The following is a 23983-nucleotide window of genomic DNA, read 5'->3' on the forward strand; positions in this document are numbered from 1 at the left end:
TCCAGCTTCTTCACAGTCAAATCTTAAATAAGGAATCCTTTTATCCTCTCCAAAGTTGAAAAGTACAAGAGGTCTTATTAAATCTCTCCTGATGGTAGAAGCTAAAGCTTTACAGTCCGCCACAGTGAGGTCATGTCTTACTTCATTGTGGGTCTTGCTTTGTGCATAGGAGCCACCGCCACTGTCTGAGGTTAGTGTTTGACCGAGTATCGCCTTTGACATTTGCTCGTCACAGAATCTCGCTAGGGATTCATAGACATTGATTGAGGTTGTCTTTGAGCTCTCCTTGAATTCAATCTCTGTATTATCTGGTATGATTCCAGCAGCATCAGTGCCAAGCATCACAAGAGCCCTCATTAAAGCTTCCTTGTCTTCCTCAGATGCTGAAGGATTATACTTCCCAAGTCTTAAAGGCATCCCAAAGACTTCACAGAAGGAAACCCAGTCCTTGACATCATAGTTCTTGAACAAATACATCCAAGCCACCACTCGAAGCACACCAGCACGAGAAGGATGTCCAGAGCGTGCCTTGTATCTATGGATAATGAACTTGTTTTTAGGAAGTTCTATTCCCATTGGCTGCTCTTCAGTCATGACTTTCAATGTGTCATTTTCATCCCAGAAGAACTTCTTTTGATGTCTCCACTTAATATCATCAATGACATACTTTCCGCCATCTGTACCCCATATAATTTCACTCGTGGCAATTCCTTTGCCTATTGCATCCAAGAGGTCTAAGAATACATCCTCTATAGATTCAATACTCTCAATCTCTTCCTTTACAAAATCAGCAATCCTTTTGTCATATTCATCATCAGAGAAGGGGATTACCTCAAAGTCAAGCCCTGTCACTGCATTTTTACGAGTTTGAAGCTGTGAGAATAGGTGAGGGTCTTTCTCTTCCATTTCCTCAAAGAGCTCCATCTGTCTGAGTGCATCTCCTGAATCTGCCTCCCTGAAAATCTGTGCCAGTCTTGCAGGAGTCAATCCATTTGATGGATAAGTGGAGTATTTGTCTTGCACCTGAACTGCTGCAACTTCTTCCATAATGGGTTTTGTGAATTTGCTTTGAATGTAGTTAAATGCTTTTTTTATCAAGAATCCTCACCTCCTTAATACGCTCCTTTTTTAAATCTTAAGGCTCTTGAGATAACTGACTTGTAATCTACCTTTGTGCTGCCTTTTATCTGTAGAGCTATTCTTAAAGCCATTTCAAAAGTGTCAGGAGCATCATCATTTTTGCCCATTGGGTATTCAAGCATCTGCTTGAGTAAAGTCTTATGTTTCTTGCTAAATTTAACATATTTGTTTTTGACAAATGGCTGTGTACTTTCGATTCTTAGGTGCTTTGATTGTAAATTGTAGATTTCTTCAATAGGGAGCATTTCTCCAGCTTGACGACTTCTTTCAGCCATTATGTCTTTGAAAAAGTGCTGGAACTGAATGGACTCAACTCCAAACTTAAAGAACCCTTTGTTAAAATCTCTTTTGAGTCTTTTCTGCATTTCAATTGAATCCTCAATGATTGCATCTGGTTTCCTTTTTTCAACGCTTGCCTCAACCACATACATATATCCAGTCTTGAGGTTCTTTGCTAGAGCTATGATGGCAGAGGTATCACTTTTCTTGTTTTTCCCTAGAGAAGGGTCATTTGCACCAATGAATATAAAGTCAGGAAGTGAAAAGTCAACGTCACTATCCTCGTAAAAATCGAACCATTCTTCGTTAAAGGTACATGAATCAGGGTCAATAGGGTCATTCTGAATCTCACTGTTAAAGGATGCTTCACCTTCAGAGATTCTTACTATCATCAAGTCGTAATATGAAAGCTTTGCCTCCCATAAAACGCTAGTACCCTCAAGCATTTCTTCCTTGTTTGCGTCAAAGAACTCCTTGGCATCTTCCTGTCTTGCTGGATTTTCAAGGTCAGTGTATATGGTTTCCCATACATCCCAAAGGTTTTGGTTCTCAGCGAAGCTGATGACCCCTCGGTATTTTACACAGTGATATTCAGGATTTCTTAAAACCTTTGAAAGTAAAGAATCTGAGTGAAGTATTGTTCCTATATAGACAATATCTGTGTATGTATCCCCAGCCTTGGACACCGCTTTATAAAACCAGTTTTCCAGCTTCTTTCTTTGCTCTGGAGTGTTTACATTTTCGTCATTCTCAACATCATCAAGGACGATAAGGTCAGGTCTCCAGTTTCTGTGCCTTCTACCTCTTATCTTTTTCCCTGAGCCGATAGCTTCGACTTTGATATCTGTTGATGTGAGGATAACTCCTGTTTTCCATACTTTTTTACCTTTTAAGTTTCCAAAGTCCTCATGGATAGCCTTGTTATCTTCAAGCTCTGTTTTGATATCTGCAAGGAACCCTTCCGCTTGATCGGAGCTATCAGATAATATAATAGGGTAGTGCTTGTATTCGTAAACTATGGCATGAAGCGTGTCTTTGAATGTGAAGTTTGTTGACTTCGCATGTCCACGAGGAGCAGCTATCCCACGTCTGCATCCTTTTTCCCTTGATATCTTTTTAGAAGATACAAAGGGATTCATGCCCTTTAAAACACCTTTAGACCATATTTCATCCAGCTCATTATGAAACTCAGGAGATTCTCTTATGAAGTAGTGGGGGAGGTAGGCTCTTCCAAAGTATGCAAGGTCTATGGCTCCCAGTCTTTTTCTTAGTCCTTTTTCTCCTGTGAGAGAAGCTCCTTTTCGGTACTCCTTTAGCAGTTCCGCTCTAAGCTCTTTATGGTCATTTCCTTTAGTGACATATTGCTCGAATAAATTCTTTTGGTATTCTTTATCCTGTTTTATTTCAACGTCTTCGTCAGTATTTTCAAGCTGTCTTATATAATCATCTAATTTAATCATCGCTGGTCACCTTCGTCTTTGCTTTTTCAAGTACCGCCTTAAGTTCTGTGGCAAGGCTTGGGTCTGACTTAATAAGCTTCATAAGCTCTTCTTCCATTTCTTCAAATGCAAGCTCGGCTTTTTTCTTCATATCATGTTTGATTTTTCTTTTATATGCTTCGGTTCTTGATACTGCAACAACAAGTCTTCCAACTTTATCAAGTGGCATGTTGCTAAATTCCTCTTCAGCATTTGCCATTTTTTCTATTAAACCACCCATTAACATATGTGTAGCTGCACCAGTATAATCTTCGTCTGGATTGGCTCTGATGGCTTTAACCAGTTGATTAGTTTGTTGTTGGATTTCAAGCAGTCTTTGAGTTGCCTTGTTAGTCCTTAGTGCATATCTCCCAACAGAGCTCTTGCTGATTTCTTCGCCACATTCTTCGAAGAGCCACTCTGATATCTCCTCATAGGTGATACTGGTATCAAGGAGCATATCATCAATTTTGCTTTTGATTTCTTCAGGAAGCCTATCTATCTTGCTTGATATTCTCGTTCTCTGCCTTTCTTTTCCCATGTAATCATCCCTTACATATCAATCCCATCATCTGGCTTTATGGAAAGGACAACAAGTTTTCCTTCACTAGAAAGCTTTACCTCGACATCCTCTCTGTCCATGTCGCAAAGTCTTACAGTGTTTTTAGTTTCAATGTGTCTTACTTCTATGTAGCCTTTGCCTTCCAGATAATCGAGACTTTCATTAATCTCTACATCATCAATATTCCTTGCCTTAAGTGCTGCTTCAAGCTCATAGATTTCAAAGAACCTTGTACTAAACACATTGGCTACAGTTCGCATGATAATGCCATTAGTTCTTTTAAAATCCGCTGCCGATACAGCTTGTATTGATTTATTCATGTTTTTATCTCCTCTCTTTCACAAGTTGCATCAAATAATCTTGTATTTTGTCTAATTTTTTACTTATTTCTCCATACGTTCTAGCATGTTCTTGTTTAGTTATAAAATCTCTTTGCACAAGTTCCTTATGCTCTGAGAGTTCTTTGCCTACATTATCAATCTTTTCTGTGAGCTTTTCTTCTACACTTTCAAGCTTTTTCTCATTGTTACCAGTAGCCACTTCATTCCTGTTTATTTTGCCTTCAATGTCCTTAAGGGTCTTCACCAAGAAAAAACCAATTATGCCTACAACCGTTCCTGGTATTAGTCCTAAAATTACCGCATCCACATTCATCATCCCACCATCTTAAGCCTTGTGCTTTTCTTCTTTCATAAGTCTAACTTTGTCCTCAATAGTGCTCTTTACATAGCCCTCAAAGTCTCCAAGGCTTTCATTAAGAGCTTTCACATATTCAGGCTCAAGTGTTTTAATAATCTGGTCGTAGGCTCTGATTCCTAATTCCTGAAGCTTTTCTTTTCTGTCCCCATCTGAAATAGAAATATCTTTTCTGATGATGTCTGCTGCTGTTTGTTCGATTGCTGACACTGTTTTACTTGCCACATCATCAAGCCTGTAAAGTGCTTCAATGACAAGCTCCTTTTGTCTGTCATCTTGAATCTTTTCAGTTTCAAGCTTCAGCTTTTCAGTCAGCCTTCTAAGATAGAAGGTCGCATAAGCTCCAGCAAGTGTAATGCATGCTATCCCTATGCTTATCAATGTTTCGTTTAGCGTGCTTTGAAGTTCTTGCATCTGTGCATCCCCCTTTTAATTTTTTGAAATAAAAAAATACCAGCAAAGACGTTTGTCTCTACTGGTATTCTCTCAAATTTTACCTGAATACTCACCATGAAGCACTTCTATAATTTACTTCACTGCTTGCATTTCAAAAAGGTTTATTTGCCCTTCGCATTCTTTTGGGTTTATTATATCTCTAACCCACCGTTCGCACAAGTTATATTTTATTGCCAAATCTTTGTAATTCGCTCCGTTGAATTCTTTCCTAATCTTTTTGTCTCTAATCGGACGGATGACACTGTCAAGCTTCGGGATATACATATTGGTTCCACCAATCTCTTTGCATAAGTTAAGAAAGTTGTCGACTCCGATAATAGAGACTACTTGCTGATAGAACTCAGGGAGCATATCAACGGTAAGTTCTTCTATCCATTTTTCATCCATCCGTAACCTCCCATATCCGCCTATTTTTTCATCATCATATCAAGTAGTTTCACGATAACTGCTGCAAACTCCGCCCAAGTAAGCTCGTCAAGTGCTTTGTGTTCCCCTGTGATTATTCCAAGCTCTTTCATCTTCTGAATGTACTTATCTCCCCAGTGTTCCTCTGTGATAGGCTCTTTGGTAATGAAATTCACAAGCTTAACGATATCATGTCCATAGCCATCCCCAGGATAAGCCCATCCAGCTCCATTAGGATTGTTTTTGTATCCAAGCCATTCCACATATTTTGAGCTACCTCTTTTTACAAGGGAAAATCTTGGGTCAACACATTCCTGTTTCAATGGTTCTGTGGATGCATAGGCTTTAAGGTGTTGAATTTGAGCTCTCACTCCAAGTCTTGGATTGTCAAAGCTTGCTGCCTGTCCTTTTCCGTTTCCGTTTAAGGCTCCGATTCCTGAATAATTGTTTTGCTCTGGAACTACAATCCCACCATATTTGAAGTATCCAGTTTCTTTTAAGCTCTGAGCCCATGCCACGTCAGCTCTAACTCCTTCAAGCTCAGCTTCTTCAATGAATATCTGTGCAAGCTCTTCAGTAGAACAGCGGGGAAGAGCAGGGGACTTATTGCCTTTTAGTGCAAAAGAGACCATCTGTGCCAGCTTCGCTTCTGTCTTACCCATGATGGGTGTCAAGGTTGTATTTGATTCCTGAATAAGTTTTATGAAGTTCTGCCAGCCATTTTGTCTTGAGCGAATCACACTTGGACAATTCTTGCCAGTCCAATGATTGTGCTGCACAACCTTTCCAATAGGGATATCAAACTTCCACATGAGGTAAGTTATGAGCTCGGCTGCTAACTTCTCAGCCTTGGCTCTGTCGATATCTGAGTTCATACAAATTTCAATACCTATGCTTTTTCTGTTTCCTGTTCCGTTTCTTCCATCCCCAGCATGCCATCCATTCTCATTGGTTGGTAGGTGCTGGTATATCTTTTCATCATCAACGGTAAAGTGCCAGCTTGCTCCTGTTGTCGGATTCTTTATATATCTGCTGTGCATATATGCATTAGCACCTTTATTGGTGTTTCCTGTGTCGTGAACCGTTATGTATTCTGGTTCCATCTTGTAGCCTGGTCTATTTCCGTTGGTACTTGGAATCAAGTCAACGATTATTTTCTTTTCTACTTCAAACATTGTTAATGAACCCCTTTCATTTTCTTTTTTAAGTTTTCAATAATTTCATCACTCACATTTTTCTTTTTATTCAATTTCATTCCCCCTTGTTTTTCTGAAAAGTAAACCCATGCATCAATAAGGTTTCCTTGTCTTTTGGAAGGTCCTCATAAAGCTCTGGTTTCATGGAAAAACATCCACTTTGTATCATCTTGATAAATCTATTAGTATTGGCTCTATTGACAGTGATACCTCTGTTTTTTAGAGCCTTTTGAATATCCTTTGTTTCTGCTGCAATCTCAATCTTAAATTTCAGTACAGCCATAATCATCCCCCTTTATAGATTAATGATCGGTGCGACTACCTTCTTATAAAACTCCACAGCATTGTAAGAAGTTTCCCCACGAGCTCTGAGTTCTTCTTCAAATTTCTTATATTCCATTGCAAGCTTCATGACCTTTAAAGCTCCAATTTGTTCAGGTGTTATCTTAGTTTTAAATTCGGTACTTGGAATGATGTAGCCTAATGCCCTTGGCAAATAGAAAATATCTCCATGATTGTTCCATTCCTCAATAACTTCCTCAGCAAATTTATTGCGGTTGAGCCTTTGCTTTACTGGAGGAATGATTCCTTTTTCTCGAAGCTCCGCTCGTATTTCAGCTTGGAGCTTCTTTTCCTTCTGGGTCATTTTCTTATACTTTTTCTTTGCCATCACATCACCTCCGACTGCTTTTGAAGCATTTTCTTGAGGCTTTCAATGAGCTTGTGGGCTTGCCAGCCTTTGAGCCATTCAACTCTTTCAGTCTGATAATACTTTTTCATGAAACCATTAAGGCGAGCAGGGTTATCCTTCCACCCAAGAGCTTCTTCCAGTTGCCTAATCTTCCAAATTTGCTCTTTGCTCGCCATTCCATTTCTGCTGTCGTTGTAACTGTCTTTCATTTTCCTAGTGCAAATATTACTCTATTGAGTTCCGTTCCTGTGCAAGCTCTCATACTGTCTTTTCCTGTTTCTCGCTCCAATATGGTGTATAGCATTTCCTTATCAAAGCCTAATTCTGAAGCAAGACCCCAGATAGTTTTTATCTGAGGTTTGCCTTTTTTAGCTGCCATTCAGTCATCACCCCTTAATCTGGAATACTTTCCTTGTTGGTCTCATAACCAAAGACATCATCCGTCTTAAGGGATGCACCGACCTTGATTAATGTTTCCATTGGCTGCTTCTTCAGTTCGTCCTTGTTGATGGTTTCTTTTACAGTGATGCAGTTTGTAAGCTTCATCATTTTAAGCTTTCTTATGGCTTCATCAACCAGCTTCTTTGGTATGCTTAACTTTGTGCTCTTCCTGAATCCAATAGTCCCATGAGTAAATATTCTGTTTTTCTTGCCATCCATATCGTGTCTGTTTTCTTCAGCAAACTCCTGCATTTCCTTCTCAAGAACTTTGATTTTAAGCTTATGAGGCTCAATCTTGTCCTTGTATTCTTCCTTGATTTCAGCTATTTTCATGTTCATGTCGCCTTCTAGCTTTTCAATAGCGACCTCATTCTCAAGTATCTCCATCAAGTTCATGTCTACATCATCCCAAGACTTAAGCTTTGGGACACTTTCAATTCTTTTCCTTGCCATGTTATGACCTCCTTATGAATTTTCAATTTTTATATCTTTAATCGAACCAGCCATGACATCAACACTGATGCCATAGGATTCGTTTAGGTTATACATTGCTTCCACTGGTAGAGCTTCAATCGCTTGTTTCCTGATATATGTTTCTTCAACAAAGTTGCAAATACGGTCTATTGTATCCTTCCTAGATTCAATTCCAGCATCAAGACTGTTTACAGCTACAGCAACGATATCTCTAAGCCCAAACTCTGAGTTATTTTTCATAGGGTTAGCCTCCTTCATTTTTCGATTTGCCACTCTTTGTGCGAATTTCTGTCATCTTAAAGCATCATGATTGTGGTTGCACTTTTCACAATGTCTTTGGTGATTGTTCCGCCTTCAAGCTCTGCAATATCAAGGCACTTATTCAAGACCTTAGTAAGCCATCTGATGCCACCCTTTGTGGTTCTTAGGATTAAGTTTACAATCTCCATCTTTGCTGAATCTGCAATGTTAAATTCAGATAATATGTTCAAAAGCTCAGCTTCACTCAAGCCCTGTGTTTTATATACATAGTCAATTCTTGAATCTATCTGTCCATAGTTCTCGTTCATGCTTCTTTTTTTAAAGTGGTGCTCTACAGCAAGAGACCCAACCATGATTAATGAGTTGCCATATTCCTTGACGATATCGTGAAGGTTTCTGATGGTCTCAATCTTTTTATGTTCTTGACAGGCATTATCTGGTCTATCTCGTCAAATATAAGTATCTTTGGATTATGAATGAGGTACTCAATAAGCTCCTCGAACATTTCACTCTTGGAATTAGCTTGAAGAACAGTTCCACAAGCTCTGCCGATTGCCTTAAGGATGTCTCTTGTTGCCATAAGGCAGTTGCATCTGATATACACTACATTGCTTGAACTCTTTACAAACTGCTTAACCGTTTCGGTCTTACCTGTTCCAGCATTGCCTAAAATAACACTGAATCCATTAATACTCTCTGTAGCTTTGCACACTCCTAAGATGTTCTTTGCATCCTTTGTCAGTATAAAATCCAAGTCCTCAACAGACTTTTTAGCTTCCGTTACTTCTTTGTGTTCTGGATGCTCTTCCTTAAGCTTTTCAACTGCTGCCAAGAATTCATCCGATACCTTGCCACCGTCAATAAATTTACTTACTTGAGACCTGCTGTAACCAAGTCTTTTGCCTATTTCCGTTTGTGTAACTCCGCTATCTATAAGTGAAATAATAAAAGTTTTAAGTTCATCAATTCTTAATTGTTCCATCATTTAACCTCCTATTTAGCTTGTAAGAATTCTTCGCCAAGTTTCTCAAAGAACTCAAACCCCTTATTGTTTTCTATTTCAGTATCAAACTCTTTCTTCTCTTTGCCTTTGGCTGTATGCTTATTCATCCTTACAACCTTAGCCTTATTGACTACCTCTTTGTTTCTAGGTGTCAGCATGTTGTTAAGGGTTTCCTCGTCCACATAATCTTCAAGCATGTATCTTCTAACTTCGTCCTGACGTACCTCATAAGCCTTAATCGCTTCTTTGGTTGCTCTCTTAGCTTCAGCTTTGAGTTTGCCCCAACGTTTCATATCTTCCTCAGTTGCATTCATGGACATTAGCTCTTATTTTCTGCCTTACAAGTAAGCTTTCCATCTACATAAACATAAAGTTCACCGATATTGTTAGGGTCATATCTAACTACACAGCTTTTTCCAAAGTGAGGGATAAGCTTGTCGTCCCAGTAGTAAATACCAAACTTCTTGATACCTGATGAAGAAATGGTTTTGACCTCTGCTCTTAGCATCAACATGTCCAGTTCTTCTTCAGTAGGCATGTCATGTCTTATCAAGTCAACTTCCTTCATTACTTCCATTGGTGTCTTTCCTCCAAGGGAAGAGTGAGGGGAATTGTTGTAAGATTCCATGTAGCCTTCTATGAATTTTGATACATCTAGAATGCTAAGTCCTTGAATCAAGATTTCCTTCTTGCTGATGTTGTGTGGTCTTTCCTCAATACTTTCACCACAGAAGCCGACTAAGTATCTGCTAAGCTCCGAGCTGAAGGTTTCAAAGAATCTCTCAATCGGTTTTGCCTTCGCATTGAAAGGAATCGCAAAGCTGGTCTTGATATCAAGTGCTTTGAATATCCCTTCGTAGCCTCTGAAGAATTCCTCTTTGGTGTCCGCATTAAGGTATCCGCTTTTGTAGTCCTTACCATTATCCATGTAGCAAGTACCAGGCAATCCATATCTTATGATACTGCTTCTTAATGCTGCCGCTATTACCTGAGAATTACTGTTTCTAGCAATGCACCAGCCGACCATTGCTCTGGTTCTCATGTCCATCCATGCCGACATAGTGTATCTTTTAATCTTGCCATCCTCTGGTGTCCAGATAGCGAGGGTATGACCATCACCAACCCAATACTCGTTAACCATTAAGTCATCATAAGTCCTTGTGATGCATGGCATGTATTTAGCATTGTAAGCTCTTTCACCCTCGAAGGCTAAGCACTTCTCAGGCTCTGGAATCTTCTCAATTTCCCTGTAAATCGTATCCTTAGAAACTTGAGCCCATCCCATCTTTTCAGCTTTCTTCCTGTACATCTTCACAACATGAGTTATCTTCGGTCTCATTGGCTGTAGGTAACAACCCCTTATAAATCGAATCGCTTCATCAGGAAGCCTTGATTCGCCTTTGTCCTTTCTAGGCTTTTTGATAAGTCCTACAAAGCCATATTCATCATAAGTTTTTCTGTATCTGTAAAGAGCTCTTTGGCTGAAGCCATATTCTTTGCAGATAGCTTTTACTCCTGACGTTTTCTCTCCATGTCCTAAAGATATGAATTTGAGTACCGCTTCCTTTTTCTTTAAAGCTTCTTCAAGTTTTTCCTCGAAGGCTTCTCCATGTATTTCTCTTAATTCCCCCAGAGTGTACTCTTCTTCAAGATTGCCTTCATCCTTTTGGACTTCATCCTCTATAAGTTCCGCTCGCTCTTCGCCTTTAGAAAGAAGATATTGCTTTTGTTTGTCTAAAGAGAGAGAGGAGAGGTCTATCATGTATGCCTTTTTGTTCTTCGCTCCTATGGTTTCCTTAACTTTTCCGTCAAAAGTACCTTTTGTAATTCGTCTTTGAATTGTTCTTTCTGTTACTCCGTATAATTCAGCAACATCCGCTGTAGTCAACCAAGTTACCATATTATCCCCCTTTATTTTTTATTTGATTTTTGGTATACTGGGGGAAAGAGTATATTTTAAAGGTTTTAAGAATTTAGAGTGAGTCTCTGGCAAGTGAAGCACTCTTTTTTTCTTTGTTGTGTAGCCCTTAAAATATTCTCTTTTCTTTGTTTAAGCATTCTTTAATTCCCCATTTTCAAGTTGTTCGTTAAGTGTGTCCAGACTAGCTTCACAAACTCCGCATTCCTTTGCTGCCAATTTGATAATCTGCTTAATAGATAATATTTCTGCTCCTTTATCAGCAATAAGCTGCTGTATGCCATTTATGAGTTCTTCTTCAAGATGCTTCTGTTGTTGCTCTAATTCATCCAAGTATCCATCAAGATACTTTATTCTCATTTCTAAAAACCTTTTGTTATTCTCAAGACTTAAGCTCTTAGAAGTTCCAAGGCTCTGCTTTGCCTCGTCATAAAACTCGTCAAGTATTTCGAGGTTTACATGTTTAACGGTCATATCCATCTATATCACCTCCCTCATTGGTCTGTAGTGTTTTTCATCAAGACCAAGGACTTCCATAATTTCATCCATGTATTTCTTTCCTGAACGTCTTCCCTTTAGAACATCTGTCAAATAGTTCTCATTCATTCCAACTCTATTAGCCAGTTCCCTTTGAGTCATGTTTAATTCAACAAGTCTTTTCTTGATTTTGATACCATTAAGTGGTAGTGGTTTATTTTTGCCTTGCATTGTAACAGCCCCTTTCTAGTGTTTAGAATAGCTTCTCAGCTTTCCTGATAGTTTGTGAACTATTTCAAATACCTCCTGTGAGTCCTTAACCACAAGCCAGTTATTCGGATTCAGTTTTTTATCTTGAATCAATTCCTTTTGTCTTCTGGTTGGTTTTTTTCCATGTTTCAAGTTATCAACCTCCTTTTTCATTTGTCCCTACCTTCCTAACGGCGGTAAAATATCCTAGGAAGGAGGTGTTTGAAATGTCAGATAATAAATTCCAAACTCTTTTAGACGATATACAGCAATTTAATCAAGAGCCTTCATTGCAAAATTTAGAAAATCACTCAAGAATTGTGAAGAATCCTCTTTACAAAGAACTAACAAAAAACTCAATAGATGGTTGCTATATTACAAATCCTATCCTAAAAGAGTTCTTAGACATTGTATCTAGTAAATTAGCTGGTCAAGTTCTAGACTTAATGTCTAAAAAACTTCATGAACGTTTAAATTCTAATTAATTCAATTATCTTTTTTTCAAGGTCAACTATTTGTTTTAATATATTTAGTTGACTTTCTTTTTCTATTATTTCATTTAGTGAAAATATTTCTTTTGAAATCTCATACTTATTAAGGGTGCTTACATTAGTTTGTTTTTGTAAAATATCTAATAATGCTTTTAGATTTTCCAGTGCTTTAAGTGGAACATCTTTTAATCCCTTGTCAAAATTACTTTGATTGTACTGATTTAATTCTTCTTGAAATTCCTTAAATACTTTTACAGTCTTCTCTAAATCGTCAATTCTTTGCTCTAACGTTTTCTTACTCAATTTGTTTCAGCTCCTTCAATTTTTCTGCCACTCTCACCAATTTTGATACAGGCTCCTACTGTCTACCGTTTCCCAACTGGGCTGGCTCTGAGTAATCGTTTTTGTTTCGGTGTCATAAGGACAGGAACACCTATTCGAGATTTAACAAGCACCAAGACAAGAAATTTCAATAGGTGCAGAGAATTGAGAATTATAAATTTTTGGTAAATCTCGCTATTTAATTTTAAAGAGTTGTGATAAAATTATGATGTGATTTCTTATCGTTAATATCATTATAAGGTCAATCTGACCTCGTGTCAATACTTTTTTAGACAATTTGACCTCATTTTAATATGTTTCGTTCCTTTTTGAGGTCAAGTTGACTTAAATAGAATAGGAGGATTGTTATGGAGAGTTTAGGAGAAAGAATTGCTTTTCTGAGAAAAGAGAAGGGTTTGAGTCAGAGAAAATTAATGGAAATATTGGAATTTAATAACTTAAGTAAATACGAAAAGAACCAAAGACAGCCTAACTATGAGATTTTAAAACGTATCGCTGATTTTTTTAACGTTTCAACAGATTGGCTCCTTGCTGGTGAAGAATCTGCAAAGGCAGAAAAAGGTGATAGTGTATCATCAGTGTTCGGAGAACTCACAAGCGAAGAGATACGAATTCTACAACTTTTTAGACAGCTTAGCGACAGGGATAAAATAAAAATCGAAGGAATTATGGAAGCTAAAATCGATGAAACAAAACAGGATAAAAGGGGATTGTCATCCAATTATCACAATGGAGAAGAGGCAGCAACTAGAGAGAAGAAGCATGCTTAATTTTTTTGTCGTATTTTGATACGATTTTACATCATTTTAAATAAGGAGGGTATACTATGAATCAAAATAAAAAGGATGTAACTGGTCAGAAAGCTGGCTCAGTAGGATGTATGTCTGTCATCTTACTGATAATAATAATAGGTGTAGTAAGTAGTTTGATACCAAAGGGAGATAAGGGTGCTGTAAAACTAGAACCAATACAAGCCCCTGAATATGATATTATTCGAGTAGAAGATTTGAGTTTAGGAAAATTTATAAGGATGAATTATTTGATATCTGTTAATGATTCTTATTCAGTAGAGGACTTGAAAACAATTGCTAAATCCATAGTAGAATCTGAAAAATCTAAGCAACCTACAAGCACTGTTTCCGTTGTTATTTTTTCTAATAATGACGACCCTTCTACAGGTGTTAATTCGATTGGTGATATAGAATGGGGTCCTTATGGAGAATGGGCTAAAGCTATGGACGTCGAACCAGGCGATTATTCCAAGCATGAATATACTTATAATTTTCGAAAGGAATATTTAAATAAAGAAAAATAACACATGTCGCTTTGTCGCTTATGATATTAGCCATATTCTATAAAAAGATTTGGGACAGTTTCAAGTTTTGTGTAAACTCAAAAATCTGATATAAGATATGTGAATAGTTACTTAAGGGCAGAGTCAATTTTGGGATTCTACCCTTGTTTGCATTATACAATGATTTTTTTGCATGTCAATAAAACTTGCCGAACAAGTTGTTTTTTAGAAGTTGAGATTTTTTAGTCTTTCCTCAAAATAAATCTCTAACTGGGAATATATCCGTCCCCAGTCCCTACGATATCCTGTCCACTTTTTTGTGATATCTATCGTTGCCAGATATAGCATTTTTAAAAGGCTATCGTCAGAAGGAAAAATTGTCTTGCTTTTTGTTACTTTACGAAGTTGACGATTAAATCCCTCAATGGCATTTGTGGTATAAATAAGCCGCCTAACAGCTTCAGGATATTTAAAATAGGTTGCTAAAGTTGACCAATTATCATGCCAAGATTTATAGATTTTCGGATATTTTACATCCCATTTTTCTTGAAACAACTCCAATTCATTTAGGGCTAATTCTTCTGTTGGGGCAGTATAGACTCGCTTCAAATCAGCCATCAGAGCTTTCAAATCTTTGTAGGATACAAATTTAGTGGAGTTACGGATTTGATGAATAATGCACTGCTGTATCTCTGTTTCAGGATAGACTGCTTCAATTGCTTGTGGAAATCCACTTAGTCCATCAATACATGTTATTAAGATATCTTTTACACCACGATTTTTTAGCCCATTCAGTATAGAAAGCCAGAATTTAGCATTTTCATTTTCACCAACATACATACCTAAAACGTCCTTTCTACCATTCATATCAATTCCCAAAGCAATATACACAGCCTTTTTTCGTATTCTTCCTTCACTACGAACGTGGAAATGAATTGCATCCATAAAAACAACCGCATATACTTCTTCCAAAGGACGTTCCTGCCATTCCTTTACAATCGGTATAATTTTATCAGTAACTCGGCTAATCGTACTGTCAGAAATATCAATGTCATATAACTCACGCATATGGGATTCAATATCATTTGTAGTCATACCTTTTGCATACATGGAAAGTATCCTTTCTTCCATATCTTGCGTAACGGTATTTTGATATTTCTTGATAAGCTGGGGTTCATATTCTCCATTACGGTCACGAGGAATAGCAACATTCATATCTCCATAGTTTGTATGCATGATTTTAGAAGAATATCCATTCCGACTATTGTCGGTTTCCTTATTCCGATAGTCATATTTTGAGTATCCCAGTTCGTCTTCTAATTCTCCTTCCAGAGAACCCTCCAGTAATACAGACATCATATCACGCATAACAGAATTGACATCTGTACCATTTTTGATAGGAATATCATTCTCTTTTAAGTATTCCTGCATCATTTTTCTGATTGCTTGTTTTTGGGGTGATTCTTTTCTTCTTTTGGGCATAAATAAAACCTCCAAACTGATATATTTATCTTACATCAGTTTAGAGGTTTACACAAACTTTAGGATACTCCCAAAGATTTGTGTGAAAGCCTTGAAATGGCTAGGTTTAACTCAGTTGTCGCTCTTTAAAATTATTTTATTCAATTTGTCGCTATAAAAAATATATCTACCATTAAAATGGACACCTCTTTTATTGGGGTGTCCTCTTGCATGCATTTCATTATAACGCTCAATATATCAACATTGTGTCGCACCAGTGACGTTTTTGCATAGCACCGTCACCAGCATTTCGGATATCATAACCTTATCGCTGTCTTTTGATGCACTTTGTCAATTATCTTGAGAAACCTGTCCATGAATTTCTTTCCCTGTCTATCGTGGTGTATCCCTTGTCATCTCGAGGTTTCCCACCTATTTCCTCACCGTCTCGTCTGGTCTCTCTCTTTGTCATTTATTTTGATAATCTACAATATCTTTGTATTTTTCTTCTTCGGTAAATTTTATATCTCCTGTTAACTGTACATACGTTAAATTCTTATCTGTAGCACAAAAGCATACTCTTGGATTTGACCGAAGTTGTGAATAAACTTCTTTATCTTCTGATGTATAAAAGAATATTCCTTCGTCAGTTTTAAACCCATATTCAAATGGTCTTACATAAGGCTGTTCTTCAGCAGACGTTGCCAAACTACCATATTTATTATTTTCTAAAAAGTTAAAGATTTCTTCCATTATTTACAAACTCCTTTTTTTTTACTATTTTATAATTTGAATTGACGCATTTTATTTCATATTAATCATCAAAAAATATTTACTATACATTTTCCCTTTAAGCTTTTTTATAAAAAGTATTTAATACTTACCGCAAAATCTTCCTCAATAGAAATTAAATCCTTACAAATTTTCTTTGATTTTTCATCTGCTGCAACATACTGGTTAAGATATCTATTAAGAGATTTTACACCCATATTGCAGCCATCCGTAATTAGATCTGCTATTGTCTTGTCACTTTCATCCATCATCATTTTCATATTAGTTTTAACCCATGACATACCCTTAGCAATAGGGGTTGGCTCTTTATCTTCCTCATCCTGTTGCATCAACAAATTATGAATTTCATTTCCTAGGTTAGTGTGTTTATCTTTAAATTCAATAAGCATTTCCTTAAACTTTTGTTCTTGTACTTGATTCAATATTTCATCAATAGATGATACTGCCATTTTTGTACCTGCATCACATTCTTTTAAAAGTTCAATTGTATCATTTAATTGCATTTTATTACCTCCATACATTCTTTATGCTTGTTCCTTTATTATCGTTTATTATGCAATTTTTATACTATCTAACGGTGGCTTTGGACAAGCCCACCAATTCCAGCTCCTATAATAATTACTTTTTTTTTCATAATTTCCCTCGTAATTGTAATCTTCTATCACTCTTAGATGATTTTAATTTATCTTAAACAATCTGATTCTATCCATTCTTTTTTAACTAATTCATTGTTCTTTATACTTTCACTAAAATATGTATTGCAGAATACTATATTATAATAATATCTAATAAAATTTAGAGGTGATAATATGAATTATAATCAAAACCATGGAATACACCATATGGAGCAAATTTCTCTAGGTTATTTGCGTGTCCTGCATGCCGTTCCAGATGCGCCTAATGTAGACGTATATGCTAATGATAAGTTAATTATACAAAATCTTCCCTATGGTCAATATACAAAATATATGCCTTTGCCTGAAGGAACTTATAAAATCTGTCTTTGTGCAACTGGGACTAAAGATTGTTCCTTTTGCGCAAATATGTTAACCATTACTAATACTGATATATTTACAGTGGCTGCCGTTGGAACGTTAAGTAATATAGGTTTTCTTGCAATTCCTGATGCTAATGTGTCTACCTCTCCTAGCAAAGCAATGGTTCGTTTCAATCACCTATCTCCTAATGCGCCTGCAGTAGACATTACATTACCAGATGGAACTATTTTATTTAGTAATGTTTCCTTTAAAAATTTAACGCCATATATCCCAGTACCTGCATCAAATTACACCCTGCAAGTTAGATTAGCAGGCACCCCTACAGTGGTTCTTACTGTACCAAATATTAATTTATACCCAAATCAGTTTTATACAGTATATGCCATAGGGCTAGTAGGTCAAAGCCCCGAACTGGAAGCTCTCCTTGTATTAGATGGCAACGTCATGATGTAATATTTGCCTTTTCATTATGTTCTTAAGAAATACGACGTTTCTTAAACATTATAAAATATGGAAAAAATATAAGAAATCCCATATTACATTTTACATTTTTTCAAATTTAGAAAATAGCATGACTTTATAAAAAATAACCTGCAGGCTTGTCTTTTGAACTACCTGCAGGCTTCTGTTATCTTATGGATTTTGGAGAAAAAATGATAGCAATTAAATAGCCAAAACAAATGGCTGCAGCGACTCCTGCCGCAGTTGCTACAATACCTCCCGTCAGTGCCCCCATTATACCTCCAGTTCTTGCAGCCTCAATCGCTCCTTTCGCTAATGCATAACCAAATCCCGGTAATGGAACGGTAGCTCCGCTTTTTCCGAAATCAACAATTGGCTGATACCATCCAAGACCCGTAAGAATCGCCCCACTGACAACAAAAATAACTAAAATTCTCGGCGCTGTGAGTTTTGTTGTATCCATTAATACTTGTCCAATCACACATAATATTCCACCTGTAATAAAAACATTAAAATATTCCATTTTCCCCTCCTGCTATTTCCCTTCAACGGCAACGGCATGAGCAATACCAGGAATCGATTCTCCTTGTTGAGAGCTGATAGTAGAAAGTAAAGCACCAGTTGAAATTAATAATGCTTTTCGAATCTTTCCCTGACGCATTTCCTTAAAAATATGACCAGAAAAGATAGATGCAGAACATCCACAACCACTTCCGCCACTATGCGCATCCTGCTCCTTCTCATACATCATCGCGCCACAATCATCATAAACCGTACTGACATCAATATTTTCTTTCAACAATAAATCTTTTACAATTTTTTTACCAACCATTCCCAAATCACCACTTAAAATAACATCATAATAGGATGGCTCTCTTCCTGTATCTTTTAAATGCTGCATAATCGTATCTACCGTAGCCGGAGCCATCGCTGCCCCCATTTGATTGACATCCTTAATCCCTGCATCGACGATTTTCCCAACGGTTGCATGTGTTACAACCAAATTCTTTGCAGGTTCCCCTGCTATCATCTGTTGACTTCTTATCTGATTTGAAAGAATCATACTACCTGCTCCAGTTACTGTCCACTGTGCAGAAGGCGGTCTCTGATTCCCATGTTCTAAGGGCATACGAAACTGACGCTCTGCTGTACAATAATGACTGGAGGCTGCTGCAATAATATTTTGTGCATAGCCTCCATCTATTAAAACAGCCCCTAAAATAAGGGATTCTGTCATCGTGGAACAAGCACCATAAAGTCCAAGAAAAGGAATTTGTAAATCTCTCGCCATAAAAGAAGATGACATTAATTGATTGATTAAATCACCGCTTAATATTGCATCGATTTGTTCCTTTGTTTTACCGGCATTTTCAAGTGCTAAAAGAATGGCTTTTTTAAGGATTTTGCTTTCTGATTTTTCCCATGTTTTTTCTCCATAGCTGTCATCCTTTAATATTACATCAAACCATTTTTTCATCGGACCTTGTCCTTCTTTTTTTCCAACTACTGCTGCAGCACCAATTATATTTGGTTCATTATGAAAGACAAAGGTCTGCTTTCCAATTCTATTAATTTGCATCATTCCTTTTCCTTTCTATTATAAATTCATCATATAATAAATAAATCCAATCACGACAGAAGCAGAAATTCCACAAACCAGCACTGGTCCTGCAAGGCTAAACAATTTGGCTCCTACTCCAAGCACGATTCCTTCTTTTTTATATTCAATAGCAGGTGCAACCATTGAATTTGCAAAGCCTGTAATTGGTACAATTGAACCAGCTCCCGCAAATTTTCCAATAGTATCATATACACCTAATCCAGTTAAAAGCTGTGCACTACAAACCAAAAATACAATAACAAATGTTCCAGAGTCTTTTTCGGAGTAACCACGATTCATTAAAAGTGTCTGTACATAAAACGCTATGATACATATAAGTCCTCCCACGAAAAATGCTTTCAATGAGTTCATAAAATATTTCGGTTTAGGAGTAAACTGCTTTACATAATTTTCATATTCCTTCGCTTGGCGTTTCTTTATTTCTTTTTTTTGTTTTTCTTTTTTATTCTCCAATTTAAAAAACACTCCTTCCTTTCTGTTTATTCTTTCCTTTAAAGAAAAAATAAACATACATTTTTAAAAATAAATTTTTCCAATTTTATGTACGATTGTGTCATGCTTTTTATTGAAAATGAGTTCATTCTATGAAATAATAAGAATATATTTCTTTGAAAGGAGTTTTTTTATGTATAATCGATATTCAGAAATTCGTGATGCTTTAAAAAATGGTGATAGAGTAAAGATTGCAGTTGCAGCTGCAGAAGATAAGGAAGTTCTGGAAACAATCAAACAAGCCTATGATCACCGCATTGCTGAAGCCATTTTAGTAGGTGATGCAGAAAAATAAAAGCAATCAAGAATCAAATCGGATTTTCCCAAGAGGTAGAAATTATCGATGCAAAAGATGAAAAAGAAGCTGCCCTTTCTGCAACGAAATGTGTACATGACGGTAAAGCCAACATACTCATGAAAGGACTCGTAAACAGCAGTATTTTTCTTAAAGCTGTTTTAAACGAAGAAGTTGGCTTAAGAACCGGCAAACTTCTATCACATTTGGCCGTTTTAGAAATTCCAGGATGTGAAAAATTATCTTATTTTACAGATGGAGGCATGAATACAGCCCCGGATTTAGAAGCAAAAAAACAAATTTTAACCAATGGAATTGAAGCGCTTCATGCACTGGGAACCCCATGTCCAAACGTTGCTCTTTTAACAGCAAATGAATAGTAAATCCCAAAATGCCTGCAACCGTAGATGCCGCGAAACTAGTAGAGCTTTCGCAGGCAGGAAAGCTTCCGAAAGCTGTAGTTGAAGGGCCAATTGCACTAGACGTCGCTCTTTCAACAGAAGCTGCACATCACAAAAAAATTAAAAGTGAAGTTTCTGGAGATGTTGATTTATTTCTGACTCCAAATATCGAAGCAGGAAATATGATTACCAAAGCACTTATGTACTACTGCGGAGCAAAAATGGCCGGAGTGATTCTAGGTGCAACAAATCCAATTGTTATGACTTCTCGTGCAGAAAATGCAGAGGGAAAATTAAACTCTTTGGCACTTGCATGTATCATGCAAAAAAATAAGAAGGAGACGAAAACAGAATGGGATATAAAATTTTAACCATTAATCCTGGGTCAACCTCCACAAAAGTAGCACTTTTTGAAGATGAAACCTGTTTATTGTGGAGTCCCTTAATCATTCTGCCAATGATTTGGCTGATTTTGATGAAATTCCAGATCAACTTGATTTTCGCACTCAAATTGTTTTAGACATGATGAAAAAAAATGACGTAAAACTAAATGAACTAAATGCAGTCGTCGGCAGAGGAGGTTTGCTTCCATATGTACATGCCGGCGGTTATCTCGTAATGAGACGATGAAAAAGCGTATCATTGAAGGTCCTATTTCCGAGCATGCATCAAACCTAGGTGCCATCATTGCGGAAGCAATTGCTGCGCCATTAAATATACCTGCCTATATCTATGATTGTGTTGGATCCGATGAATTTAAAGATATCGCTCGTATAACTGGTGTACCTGATATAAAAGAGAAAGTCTTTGTCACGTTTTAAATCAAAAAGCAATCGGACGTAAAGTTGCAGAAAAATATGATAAAAAGTATAATGATGAATTAAATTTAGTTGTTGCACACCTTGGCGGCGGTTTTTCAATTGGGGCACATGAAAATGGACATTGTCGATTGTGTCCGTGACGACGCCGGTGCCTTTTCACCGGAACGTTCCGGCAGTGTTCCACTTTATGTTATTGATATGTGTTATTCCGGTAAATATACGAAACGTGAAATGACTCGTAAAATTCGTGGCATGGGAGGTCTTCAAGCACTTTTAAATACAAAGGATTGTCGAGAAGTTGAAAAAATGATTGCAGACGGTAATGAATATGCAGAATTGGTCTACCATGCAATGGCCTATCAAGCAGCAAAAAGCATTGGAGAAATGTCAACAGTTTTAGAAGGTAACATTGACTATATCATACTTACCGGTGGTGCAGCCTATTCTAAGCTTTTAACTGGTTTGATTGCAAAGCGAGTGGAATTCATCGCTCCAGTTGAAATTGTTCCAGGAGAGGACGAAATGGAATCTCTTGCTCTTGGTGCACTCCGTATCTTAAAAGGGGAAGAAAAAGCATCGAATTATATTGAACCAGAAGAATAAAACATTATATTTTTTTAAAAACAAAAACAGAGCGCAAAGCGCTCTGTTTTATTATTAGATTTAAAATCCAATCTTATTTCTGAGAAGCTTCGAATAATGCTTCTGCATTATCCCACTCTTCAATAATCTGAGGAATTACCTTGTAAAGGTCTCCTACGATACCATAGTCAGCAACACTGAAAATTGGAGCATCTGGATCCTTGTTGATTGCAACAATGATGTCAGAAGACTGCATACCAGCTAAATGCTGAATAGCTCCGGAAATACCGCAAGCAAAGTAAATTCTAGGCTTTACAGTAGTACCAGTCTGTCCTACCTGGTGAGAATGATCAATCCAACCATTATCTACACAAGCACGGGAAGAACCAACGACTCCGTCAACCTTATCAGCAAACTTCTTAATTAGTTCAAAACCTTCTGGAGCGCCAAGACCACGTCCGCCGGAGCAGATGATTTCAGCATCGGTTAAGGATACTCTTTCTTTTGCTTCCTTAACAATATTGATAATCTTTGTTCTGATATCGGAATCAGCAACCTTAACATCAACCTTTACTAACTCACCAGTAGCCTGAGGATTTCTTTCTCTCTTAGACATTACGCCAGGTCTTACAGTAGACATCTGAGGTCTTGTCTTAGGGCAGATGATTGTAGCCATCAAGTTACCACCAAATGCAGGACGAGTCTGCTTTAATCCAGTATCAGGATCGTTAGCATCCAAAGAGGATGTATCTAAAGTAGTATTCTTGTTGCAGTAGTCAATGTAGCTGGAAACCTTAACATCAAGCTTTGTACAGTCAGCAGTCAAACCAGTGTTTAATCTAGCTGCTACACGTGGAGCTAAGTCTCTACCGATGTGAGTTGCACCGTAGATAACGATTTCCGGCTTGTATTCATTGATTGCGTCAACGATTACTTTTGTATAACCATCTGTTGTGAAGTTTTCTAGCTTTTCATCTTCTAACAGATAAACTTTGTCAGCACCATATTCATAGCATTCTTTTGCTAAGTGATCGATTTTGTTACCAACTAAAACTGCACAAACCTGAGTATCATCGCTGATTTCTCTGGAAAGTCTGTGGCCTTCTCCAAGTAATTCACGAGCAACGCCCATCAATTCGCCATGTCTTTGCTCAGCGTATACCCAAATATGCTTATAAGCAGATAAATCTACTACATCTTCGTCTACAGTCTTTTCAATTGCCTTGAACGGACATGCACTAATACAAGCGCCGCATGCTGTACATTTTTCGTTAATGACAGCAATCTTTCCATCCATATCAATTGCTTGGAACGGACATGCTTTGATACACATTTTGCATCCTCTGCAAAGGTCCTTTAAAACTTTAATTGCCATTTTATTTTTCCTCCTTCTTTAATTAGATAACATGCTTTGCTTTCAAGTTAGTTAAAAGCACTTTTGCCTGTTCTTTTTCGCCATCGGCTTCGATCATCATACCCTTGCCCTTTGGAGCTGGTGTGAAGGAACGGTATACGTTTGTTGGGGATGCTTCAAGACCTACAGTAGTCAAATCTACTTCGATATCCTTTGCATTCCAAACCTTGATGTCTGCATCTGCGCCGCAAGCATCTACGATACCGCCAATTGACATGTATCTAGGAGAGTTTAATTCTTTAATTGCAGTTAACATACAAGGAGTCTGGATTTCGATTTCTTCGTATCCATCTTCCAACTGTCTCTTAACTTTGATGTCCTTTAAATTCTTTGCAATTTCAAACTCAGTTACATAAGTAACCTGAGGTAAATCTAATTTTTCAGCAATCTGTGGTCCTACCTGAGCAGTATCTCCGTCGATTGCCTGACGACCAGCAAAAATCATATCGAAAGGACCCATCTTTGCAATGGTAGCAGATAATACATTGGAAGTAGCCCAAGTATCAGAACCACCTACTGCTCTGTCACTAATTAAAACACCTTCATCAGCACCCATTGCTAAACATTCGATTAGCATGTCTTTTGCCTGTGGAGGTCCCATTGTTACTACGGATACAGTAACATCTGGATTGTTATCCTTAATTTTTAAAGCTTCTTCCAATGCATTTGCATCATCTGGATTTAAAATGCTTGGAACGCCGTCTCTAATGATAGTTTTCTTAACCGGGTCGATTCTTACTTCACTCGTATCCGGAACTTGCTTTGCGCAAACAATAATTCTCATTCTAAAT

40 protein-coding genes are annotated in these 23983 nt (G+C 37.3%); 10 read left to right on the forward strand and 30 right to left on the reverse strand.

Features of this window, described 5'->3' with window-relative positions:
* The 21 genes from I2490_RS15375 to I2490_RS15475 all read right to left on the reverse strand — a co-directional run.
* The coding region (locus I2490_RS15375) for a DUF935 domain-containing protein (RefSeq protein WP_330634694.1) at positions 1 to 1098 on the reverse strand (1098 nt) is incomplete at its 3' end.
* Between the two features lie 14 nt (positions 1099 to 1112).
* Positions 1113 to 2879: a phage terminase large subunit gene (gene terL / locus I2490_RS15380; RefSeq protein ID WP_206458908.1), complete on the reverse strand. Its 1767-nt coding sequence runs from the start codon at positions 2877 to 2879 to the stop codon at positions 1113 to 1115.
* Entirely contained in the window at positions 2872 to 3438 is a 567-nt protein-coding gene (locus tag I2490_RS15385; protein WP_206458907.1) for a phage protein Gp27 family protein, read from the reverse strand. The genes terL and I2490_RS15385 overlap by 8 nt, the downstream gene beginning before the upstream one ends.
* An 11-nt stretch (positions 3439 to 3449) precedes the next feature.
* Positions 3450 to 3779 (reverse strand): hypothetical protein, encoded by a 330-nt coding sequence (locus tag I2490_RS15390; RefSeq protein WP_206458906.1) that lies wholly within the window; start codon positions 3777 to 3779, stop codon positions 3450 to 3452.
* Positions 3780 to 3783: 4 nt separating this feature from the next.
* Positions 3784 to 4116, reverse strand: coding sequence for a hypothetical protein (locus I2490_RS15395; RefSeq protein WP_206458905.1), 333 nt, complete (start codon positions 4114 to 4116; stop codon positions 3784 to 3786).
* 9 nt (positions 4117 to 4125) lie between these two features.
* Positions 4126 to 4569 (reverse strand): guanylate kinase, encoded by a 444-nt coding sequence (locus I2490_RS15400; RefSeq protein ID WP_206458904.1) that lies wholly within the window; start codon positions 4567 to 4569, stop codon positions 4126 to 4128.
* 114 nt (positions 4570 to 4683) lie between these two features.
* Positions 4684 to 4998, reverse strand: a complete 315-nt coding sequence (locus I2490_RS15405) for a Mor transcription activator family protein (protein ID WP_206460651.1) — start codon at positions 4996 to 4998, stop codon at positions 4684 to 4686.
* Positions 4999 to 5018: 20 nt separating this feature from the next.
* Complete coding sequence (locus I2490_RS15410; protein ID WP_245157229.1) at positions 5019 to 6191, reverse strand: N-acetylmuramoyl-L-alanine amidase; 1173 nt, start codon at positions 6189 to 6191, stop codon at positions 5019 to 5021.
* A gap of 76 nt (positions 6192 to 6267) precedes the next feature.
* On the reverse strand, positions 6268 to 6495 hold the full coding sequence (locus tag I2490_RS15415; protein ID WP_245157230.1) for a hypothetical protein: 228 nt from the start codon (positions 6493 to 6495) through the stop codon (positions 6268 to 6270).
* A 12-nt stretch (positions 6496 to 6507) separates the two neighbouring features.
* A complete protein-coding gene (locus tag I2490_RS15420; RefSeq protein WP_206460653.1) occupies positions 6508 to 6882 on the reverse strand; it encodes an addiction module toxin RelE in 375 nt (124 codons plus the stop codon).
* Positions 6882 to 7112 carry a phage protein GemA/Gp16 family protein gene (locus tag I2490_RS15425; RefSeq protein ID WP_280634222.1) on the reverse strand — a complete coding sequence of 77 codons (231 nt, stop codon included), beginning with the start codon at positions 7110 to 7112 and terminating at the stop codon, positions 6882 to 6884. The genes I2490_RS15420 and I2490_RS15425 overlap by 1 nt, the downstream gene beginning before the upstream one ends.
* The gene (locus I2490_RS15430) at positions 7109 to 7282 is read right to left on the reverse strand and encodes a hypothetical protein (RefSeq protein WP_206460655.1); all 174 of its coding nucleotides are present in this window, start codon (positions 7280 to 7282) and stop codon (positions 7109 to 7111) included. The genes I2490_RS15425 and I2490_RS15430 overlap by 4 nt, the downstream gene beginning before the upstream one ends.
* A gap of 14 nt (positions 7283 to 7296) precedes the next feature.
* Entirely contained in the window at positions 7297 to 7797 is a 501-nt protein-coding gene (locus tag I2490_RS15435; protein WP_206458898.1) for a host-nuclease inhibitor Gam family protein, read from the reverse strand.
* A gap of 12 nt (positions 7798 to 7809) precedes the next feature.
* Positions 7810 to 8058: a hypothetical protein gene (locus I2490_RS15440; protein ID WP_206458897.1), complete on the reverse strand. Its 249-nt coding sequence runs from the start codon at positions 8056 to 8058 to the stop codon at positions 7810 to 7812.
* Between the two features lie 56 nt (positions 8059 to 8114).
* The gene (locus tag I2490_RS15445; protein ID WP_206460656.1) at positions 8115 to 8387 is read right to left on the reverse strand and encodes a hypothetical protein; all 273 of its coding nucleotides are present in this window, start codon (positions 8385 to 8387) and stop codon (positions 8115 to 8117) included.
* A 47-nt stretch (positions 8388 to 8434) separates the two neighbouring features.
* Positions 8435 to 9064 carry an AAA family ATPase gene (locus tag I2490_RS15450; protein ID WP_206460657.1) on the reverse strand — a complete coding sequence of 210 codons (630 nt, stop codon included), beginning with the start codon at positions 9062 to 9064 and terminating at the stop codon, positions 8435 to 8437.
* A gap of 8 nt (positions 9065 to 9072) precedes the next feature.
* Entirely contained in the window at positions 9073 to 9396 is a 324-nt protein-coding gene (locus I2490_RS15455; protein ID WP_206460658.1) for a hypothetical protein, read from the reverse strand.
* A 5-nt stretch (positions 9397 to 9401) separates the two neighbouring features.
* Positions 9402 to 10982, reverse strand: a complete 1581-nt coding sequence (locus I2490_RS15460; RefSeq protein WP_206460659.1) for a Mu transposase C-terminal domain-containing protein — start codon at positions 10980 to 10982, stop codon at positions 9402 to 9404.
* Between the two features lie 150 nt (positions 10983 to 11132).
* On the reverse strand, positions 11133 to 11480 hold the full coding sequence (locus tag I2490_RS15465; RefSeq protein WP_206458894.1) for a hypothetical protein: 348 nt from the start codon (positions 11478 to 11480) through the stop codon (positions 11133 to 11135).
* Complete coding sequence (locus I2490_RS15470; RefSeq protein ID WP_206458893.1) at positions 11481 to 11708, reverse strand: helix-turn-helix domain-containing protein; 228 nt, start codon at positions 11706 to 11708, stop codon at positions 11481 to 11483. It abuts the gene before it with no gap.
* 15 nt (positions 11709 to 11723) lie between these two features.
* On the reverse strand, positions 11724 to 11879 hold the full coding sequence (locus I2490_RS15475) for a DUF6906 family protein (RefSeq protein ID WP_206458892.1): 156 nt from the start codon (positions 11877 to 11879) through the stop codon (positions 11724 to 11726).
* 74 nt (positions 11880 to 11953) lie between these two features.
* Between I2490_RS15475 and I2490_RS15480 the strand changes: the two genes are divergently transcribed.
* Positions 11954 to 12211, forward strand: coding sequence for a hypothetical protein (locus tag I2490_RS15480; RefSeq protein WP_206460660.1), 258 nt, complete (start codon positions 11954 to 11956; stop codon positions 12209 to 12211).
* Here the strand turns inward: I2490_RS15480 and I2490_RS15485 are convergent.
* Positions 12197 to 12520 carry a hypothetical protein gene (locus I2490_RS15485; RefSeq protein WP_206460661.1) on the reverse strand — a complete coding sequence of 108 codons (324 nt, stop codon included), beginning with the start codon at positions 12518 to 12520 and terminating at the stop codon, positions 12197 to 12199. The genes I2490_RS15480 and I2490_RS15485 overlap by 15 nt on opposite strands.
* A gap of 386 nt (positions 12521 to 12906) precedes the next feature.
* Here I2490_RS15485 and I2490_RS15490 point away from each other — a divergent pair, with 386 nt between their 5' ends.
* On the forward strand, positions 12907 to 13329 hold the full coding sequence (locus I2490_RS15490; RefSeq protein WP_206460662.1) for a helix-turn-helix domain-containing protein: 423 nt from the start codon (positions 12907 to 12909) through the stop codon (positions 13327 to 13329).
* A gap of 56 nt (positions 13330 to 13385) precedes the next feature.
* Positions 13386 to 13874 (forward strand): hypothetical protein, encoded by a 489-nt coding sequence (locus I2490_RS15495; RefSeq protein ID WP_206460663.1) that lies wholly within the window; start codon positions 13386 to 13388, stop codon positions 13872 to 13874.
* Between the two features lie 204 nt (positions 13875 to 14078).
* Here I2490_RS15495 and I2490_RS15500 read toward each other — a convergent pair whose 3' ends face one another.
* The 3 genes from I2490_RS15500 to I2490_RS15510 form a co-directional block, all read right to left on the reverse strand.
* Positions 14079 to 15335, reverse strand: a complete 1257-nt coding sequence (locus tag I2490_RS15500; RefSeq protein ID WP_442859719.1) for an IS256 family transposase — start codon at positions 15333 to 15335, stop codon at positions 14079 to 14081.
* A gap of 447 nt (positions 15336 to 15782) precedes the next feature.
* A complete protein-coding gene (locus I2490_RS15505; RefSeq protein WP_206460664.1) occupies positions 15783 to 16067 on the reverse strand; it encodes a pyridoxamine 5'-phosphate oxidase family protein in 285 nt (94 codons plus the stop codon).
* A 107-nt stretch (positions 16068 to 16174) separates the two neighbouring features.
* Positions 16175 to 16609, reverse strand: a complete 435-nt coding sequence (locus I2490_RS15510) for a hypothetical protein (protein ID WP_206460665.1) — start codon at positions 16607 to 16609, stop codon at positions 16175 to 16177.
* Positions 16610 to 16915: 306 nt separating this feature from the next.
* On the opposite strand from I2490_RS15510, the gene I2490_RS15515 reads away from it, so the two are divergent.
* Entirely contained in the window at positions 16916 to 17557 is a 642-nt protein-coding gene (locus tag I2490_RS15515) for a DUF4397 domain-containing protein (RefSeq protein ID WP_206460666.1), read from the forward strand.
* 175 nt (positions 17558 to 17732) lie between these two features.
* Here I2490_RS15515 and spoVAE read toward each other — a convergent pair whose 3' ends face one another.
* Genes spoVAE through spoVAC form a run of 3 tightly spaced genes read right to left on the reverse strand, consistent with a single transcriptional unit; the run spans position 17733 to position 19640 of the window.
* On the reverse strand, positions 17733 to 18089 hold the full coding sequence (gene spoVAE / locus I2490_RS15520) for a stage V sporulation protein AE (RefSeq protein ID WP_206460667.1): 357 nt from the start codon (positions 18087 to 18089) through the stop codon (positions 17733 to 17735).
* Positions 18090 to 18101: 12 nt separating this feature from the next.
* On the reverse strand, positions 18102 to 19148 hold the full coding sequence (gene spoVAD / locus I2490_RS15525) for a stage V sporulation protein AD (RefSeq protein WP_330634696.1): 1047 nt from the start codon (positions 19146 to 19148) through the stop codon (positions 18102 to 18104).
* A gap of 15 nt (positions 19149 to 19163) precedes the next feature.
* Positions 19164 to 19640: a stage V sporulation protein AC gene (gene spoVAC / locus I2490_RS15530; protein ID WP_245157231.1), complete on the reverse strand. Its 477-nt coding sequence runs from the start codon at positions 19638 to 19640 to the stop codon at positions 19164 to 19166.
* 172 nt (positions 19641 to 19812) lie between these two features.
* Between spoVAC and I2490_RS16925 the strand changes: the two genes are divergently transcribed.
* The 6 genes from I2490_RS16925 to I2490_RS17055 all read left to right on the forward strand — a co-directional run bounded on the left by I2490_RS16925 (position 19813) and on the right by I2490_RS17055 (position 21799).
* A complete protein-coding gene (locus I2490_RS16925) occupies positions 19813 to 19974 on the forward strand; it encodes a hypothetical protein (RefSeq protein WP_280634223.1) in 162 nt (53 codons plus the stop codon).
* A gap of 44 nt (positions 19975 to 20018) precedes the next feature.
* Positions 20019 to 20354: a phosphate acyltransferase gene (locus I2490_RS16930; RefSeq protein ID WP_330634715.1), complete on the forward strand. Its 336-nt coding sequence runs from the start codon at positions 20019 to 20021 to the stop codon at positions 20352 to 20354.
* 11 nt (positions 20355 to 20365) lie between these two features.
* Positions 20366 to 20746 carry a phosphate acyltransferase gene (locus tag I2490_RS16935; protein WP_280634225.1) on the forward strand — a complete coding sequence of 127 codons (381 nt, stop codon included), beginning with the start codon at positions 20366 to 20368 and terminating at the stop codon, positions 20744 to 20746.
* Positions 20747 to 20807: 61 nt separating this feature from the next.
* Complete coding sequence (locus tag I2490_RS17045; RefSeq protein ID WP_330634697.1) at positions 20808 to 21005, forward strand: hypothetical protein; 198 nt, start codon at positions 20808 to 20810, stop codon at positions 21003 to 21005.
* The gene (locus I2490_RS17050) at positions 21002 to 21196 is read left to right on the forward strand and encodes a hypothetical protein (RefSeq protein WP_330634698.1); all 195 of its coding nucleotides are present in this window, start codon (positions 21002 to 21004) and stop codon (positions 21194 to 21196) included. Before I2490_RS17045 ends, I2490_RS17050 begins: the two co-directional genes overlap by 4 nt.
* Positions 21197 to 21310: 114 nt before the next feature.
* Positions 21311 to 21799, forward strand: coding sequence for a hypothetical protein (locus tag I2490_RS17055; RefSeq protein ID WP_330634699.1), 489 nt, complete (start codon positions 21311 to 21313; stop codon positions 21797 to 21799).
* A 73-nt stretch (positions 21800 to 21872) separates the two neighbouring features.
* On the opposite strand, the gene I2490_RS15545 is transcribed toward I2490_RS17055, so the two are convergent.
* Complete coding sequence (locus tag I2490_RS15545) at positions 21873 to 23153, reverse strand: electron transfer flavoprotein subunit alpha/FixB family protein (RefSeq protein ID WP_206460669.1); 1281 nt, start codon at positions 23151 to 23153, stop codon at positions 21873 to 21875.
* A gap of 22 nt (positions 23154 to 23175) precedes the next feature.
* Positions 23176 to 23976 (reverse strand): electron transfer flavoprotein subunit beta/FixA family protein, encoded by an 801-nt coding sequence (locus tag I2490_RS15550; protein ID WP_206460670.1) that lies wholly within the window; start codon positions 23974 to 23976, stop codon positions 23176 to 23178.
* Between the last annotated feature and the right edge of the window lie 7 nt (positions 23977 to 23983).

This window comes from Anaerovorax sp. IOR16 (assembly GCF_017168145.1).
In the GTDB taxonomy this organism is placed as follows: Bacteria; Bacillota; Clostridia; order Peptostreptococcales; family Anaerovoracaceae; genus IOR16.

Excerpts from the sequence above, each read along its gene's own strand:
- terL (WP_206458908.1), bottom strand. The coding sequence starts at position 2,879 with ATGATTAAATTAGATGATTATATAAGACAGCTTGAAAATACTGACGAA.
- I2490_RS15385 (WP_206458907.1), bottom strand. The coding sequence starts at position 3,438 with ATGGGAAAAGAAAGGCAGAGAACGAGAATATCAAGCAAGATAGATAGG.
- I2490_RS15390 (WP_206458906.1), bottom strand. The coding sequence starts at position 3,779 with ATGAATAAATCAATACAAGCTGTATCGGCAGCGGATTTTAAAAGAACT.
- I2490_RS15395 (WP_206458905.1), bottom strand. The coding sequence starts at position 4,116 with ATGATGAATGTGGATGCGGTAATTTTAGGACTAATACCAGGAACGGTT.
- I2490_RS15400 (WP_206458904.1), bottom strand. The coding sequence starts at position 4,569 with ATGCAAGAACTTCAAAGCACGCTAAACGAAACATTGATAAGCATAGGG.
- I2490_RS15405 (WP_206460651.1), bottom strand. The coding sequence starts at position 4,998 with ATGGATGAAAAATGGATAGAAGAACTTACCGTTGATATGCTCCCTGAG.
- I2490_RS15410 (WP_245157229.1), bottom strand. The coding sequence starts at position 6,191 with ATGTTTGAAGTAGAAAAGAAAATAATCGTTGACTTGATTCCAAGTACC.
- I2490_RS15415 (WP_245157230.1), bottom strand. The coding sequence starts at position 6,495 with ATGGCTGTACTGAAATTTAAGATTGAGATTGCAGCAGAAACAAAGGAT.
- I2490_RS15420 (WP_206460653.1), bottom strand. The coding sequence starts at position 6,882 with ATGGCAAAGAAAAAGTATAAGAAAATGACCCAGAAGGAAAAGAAGCTC.
- I2490_RS15425 (WP_280634222.1), bottom strand. The coding sequence starts at position 7,112 with ATGAAAGACAGTTACAACGACAGCAGAAATGGAATGGCGAGCAAAGAG.
- I2490_RS15430 (WP_206460655.1), bottom strand. The coding sequence starts at position 7,282 with ATGGCAGCTAAAAAAGGCAAACCTCAGATAAAAACTATCTGGGGTCTT.
- I2490_RS15435 (WP_206458898.1), bottom strand. The coding sequence starts at position 7,797 with ATGGCAAGGAAAAGAATTGAAAGTGTCCCAAAGCTTAAGTCTTGGGAT.
- I2490_RS15440 (WP_206458897.1), bottom strand. The coding sequence starts at position 8,058 with ATGAAAAATAACTCAGAGTTTGGGCTTAGAGATATCGTTGCTGTAGCT.
- I2490_RS15445 (WP_206460656.1), bottom strand. The coding sequence starts at position 8,387 with ATGAACGAGAACTATGGACAGATAGATTCAAGAATTGACTATGTATAT.
- I2490_RS15450 (WP_206460657.1), bottom strand. The coding sequence starts at position 9,064 with ATGATGGAACAATTAAGAATTGATGAACTTAAAACTTTTATTATTTCA.
- I2490_RS15455 (WP_206460658.1), bottom strand. The coding sequence starts at position 9,396 with ATGAATGCAACTGAGGAAGATATGAAACGTTGGGGCAAACTCAAAGCT.
- I2490_RS15460 (WP_206460659.1), bottom strand. The coding sequence starts at position 10,982 with ATGGTAACTTGGTTGACTACAGCGGATGTTGCTGAATTATACGGAGTA.
- I2490_RS15465 (WP_206458894.1), bottom strand. The coding sequence starts at position 11,480 with ATGGATATGACCGTTAAACATGTAAACCTCGAAATACTTGACGAGTTT.
- I2490_RS15470 (WP_206458893.1), bottom strand. The coding sequence starts at position 11,708 with ATGCAAGGCAAAAATAAACCACTACCACTTAATGGTATCAAAATCAAG.
- I2490_RS15480 (WP_206460660.1), top strand. The coding sequence starts at position 11,954 with ATGTCAGATAATAAATTCCAAACTCTTTTAGACGATATACAGCAATTT.
- I2490_RS15490 (WP_206460662.1), top strand. The coding sequence starts at position 12,907 with ATGGAGAGTTTAGGAGAAAGAATTGCTTTTCTGAGAAAAGAGAAGGGT.
- I2490_RS15495 (WP_206460663.1), top strand. The coding sequence starts at position 13,386 with ATGAATCAAAATAAAAAGGATGTAACTGGTCAGAAAGCTGGCTCAGTA.
- I2490_RS15500 (WP_442859719.1), bottom strand. The coding sequence starts at position 15,335 with ATGCCCAAAAGAAGAAAAGAATCACCCCAAAAACAAGCAATCAGAAAA.
- I2490_RS15505 (WP_206460664.1), bottom strand. The coding sequence starts at position 16,067 with ATGGAAGAAATCTTTAACTTTTTAGAAAATAATAAATATGGTAGTTTG.
- I2490_RS15510 (WP_206460665.1), bottom strand. The coding sequence starts at position 16,609 with ATGCAATTAAATGATACAATTGAACTTTTAAAAGAATGTGATGCAGGT.
- I2490_RS15515 (WP_206460666.1), top strand. The coding sequence starts at position 16,916 with ATGAATTATAATCAAAACCATGGAATACACCATATGGAGCAAATTTCT.
- spoVAE (WP_206460667.1), bottom strand. The coding sequence starts at position 18,089 with ATGGAATATTTTAATGTTTTTATTACAGGTGGAATATTATGTGTGATT.
- spoVAD (WP_330634696.1), bottom strand. The coding sequence starts at position 19,148 with ATGATGCAAATTAATAGAATTGGAAAGCAGACCTTTGTCTTTCATAAT.
- I2490_RS16925 (WP_280634223.1), top strand. The coding sequence starts at position 19,813 with ATGTATAATCGATATTCAGAAATTCGTGATGCTTTAAAAAATGGTGAT.
- I2490_RS16935 (WP_280634225.1), top strand. The coding sequence starts at position 20,366 with ATGCCTGCAACCGTAGATGCCGCGAAACTAGTAGAGCTTTCGCAGGCA.
- I2490_RS17050 (WP_330634698.1), top strand. The coding sequence starts at position 21,002 with ATGAAAAAGCGTATCATTGAAGGTCCTATTTCCGAGCATGCATCAAAC.
- I2490_RS17055 (WP_330634699.1), top strand. The coding sequence starts at position 21,311 with ATGGACATTGTCGATTGTGTCCGTGACGACGCCGGTGCCTTTTCACCG.
- I2490_RS15545 (WP_206460669.1), bottom strand. The coding sequence starts at position 23,153 with ATGGCAATTAAAGTTTTAAAGGACCTTTGCAGAGGATGCAAAATGTGT.
- I2490_RS15550 (WP_206460670.1), bottom strand. The coding sequence starts at position 23,976 with ATGAGAATTATTGTTTGCGCAAAGCAAGTTCCGGATACGAGTGAAGTA.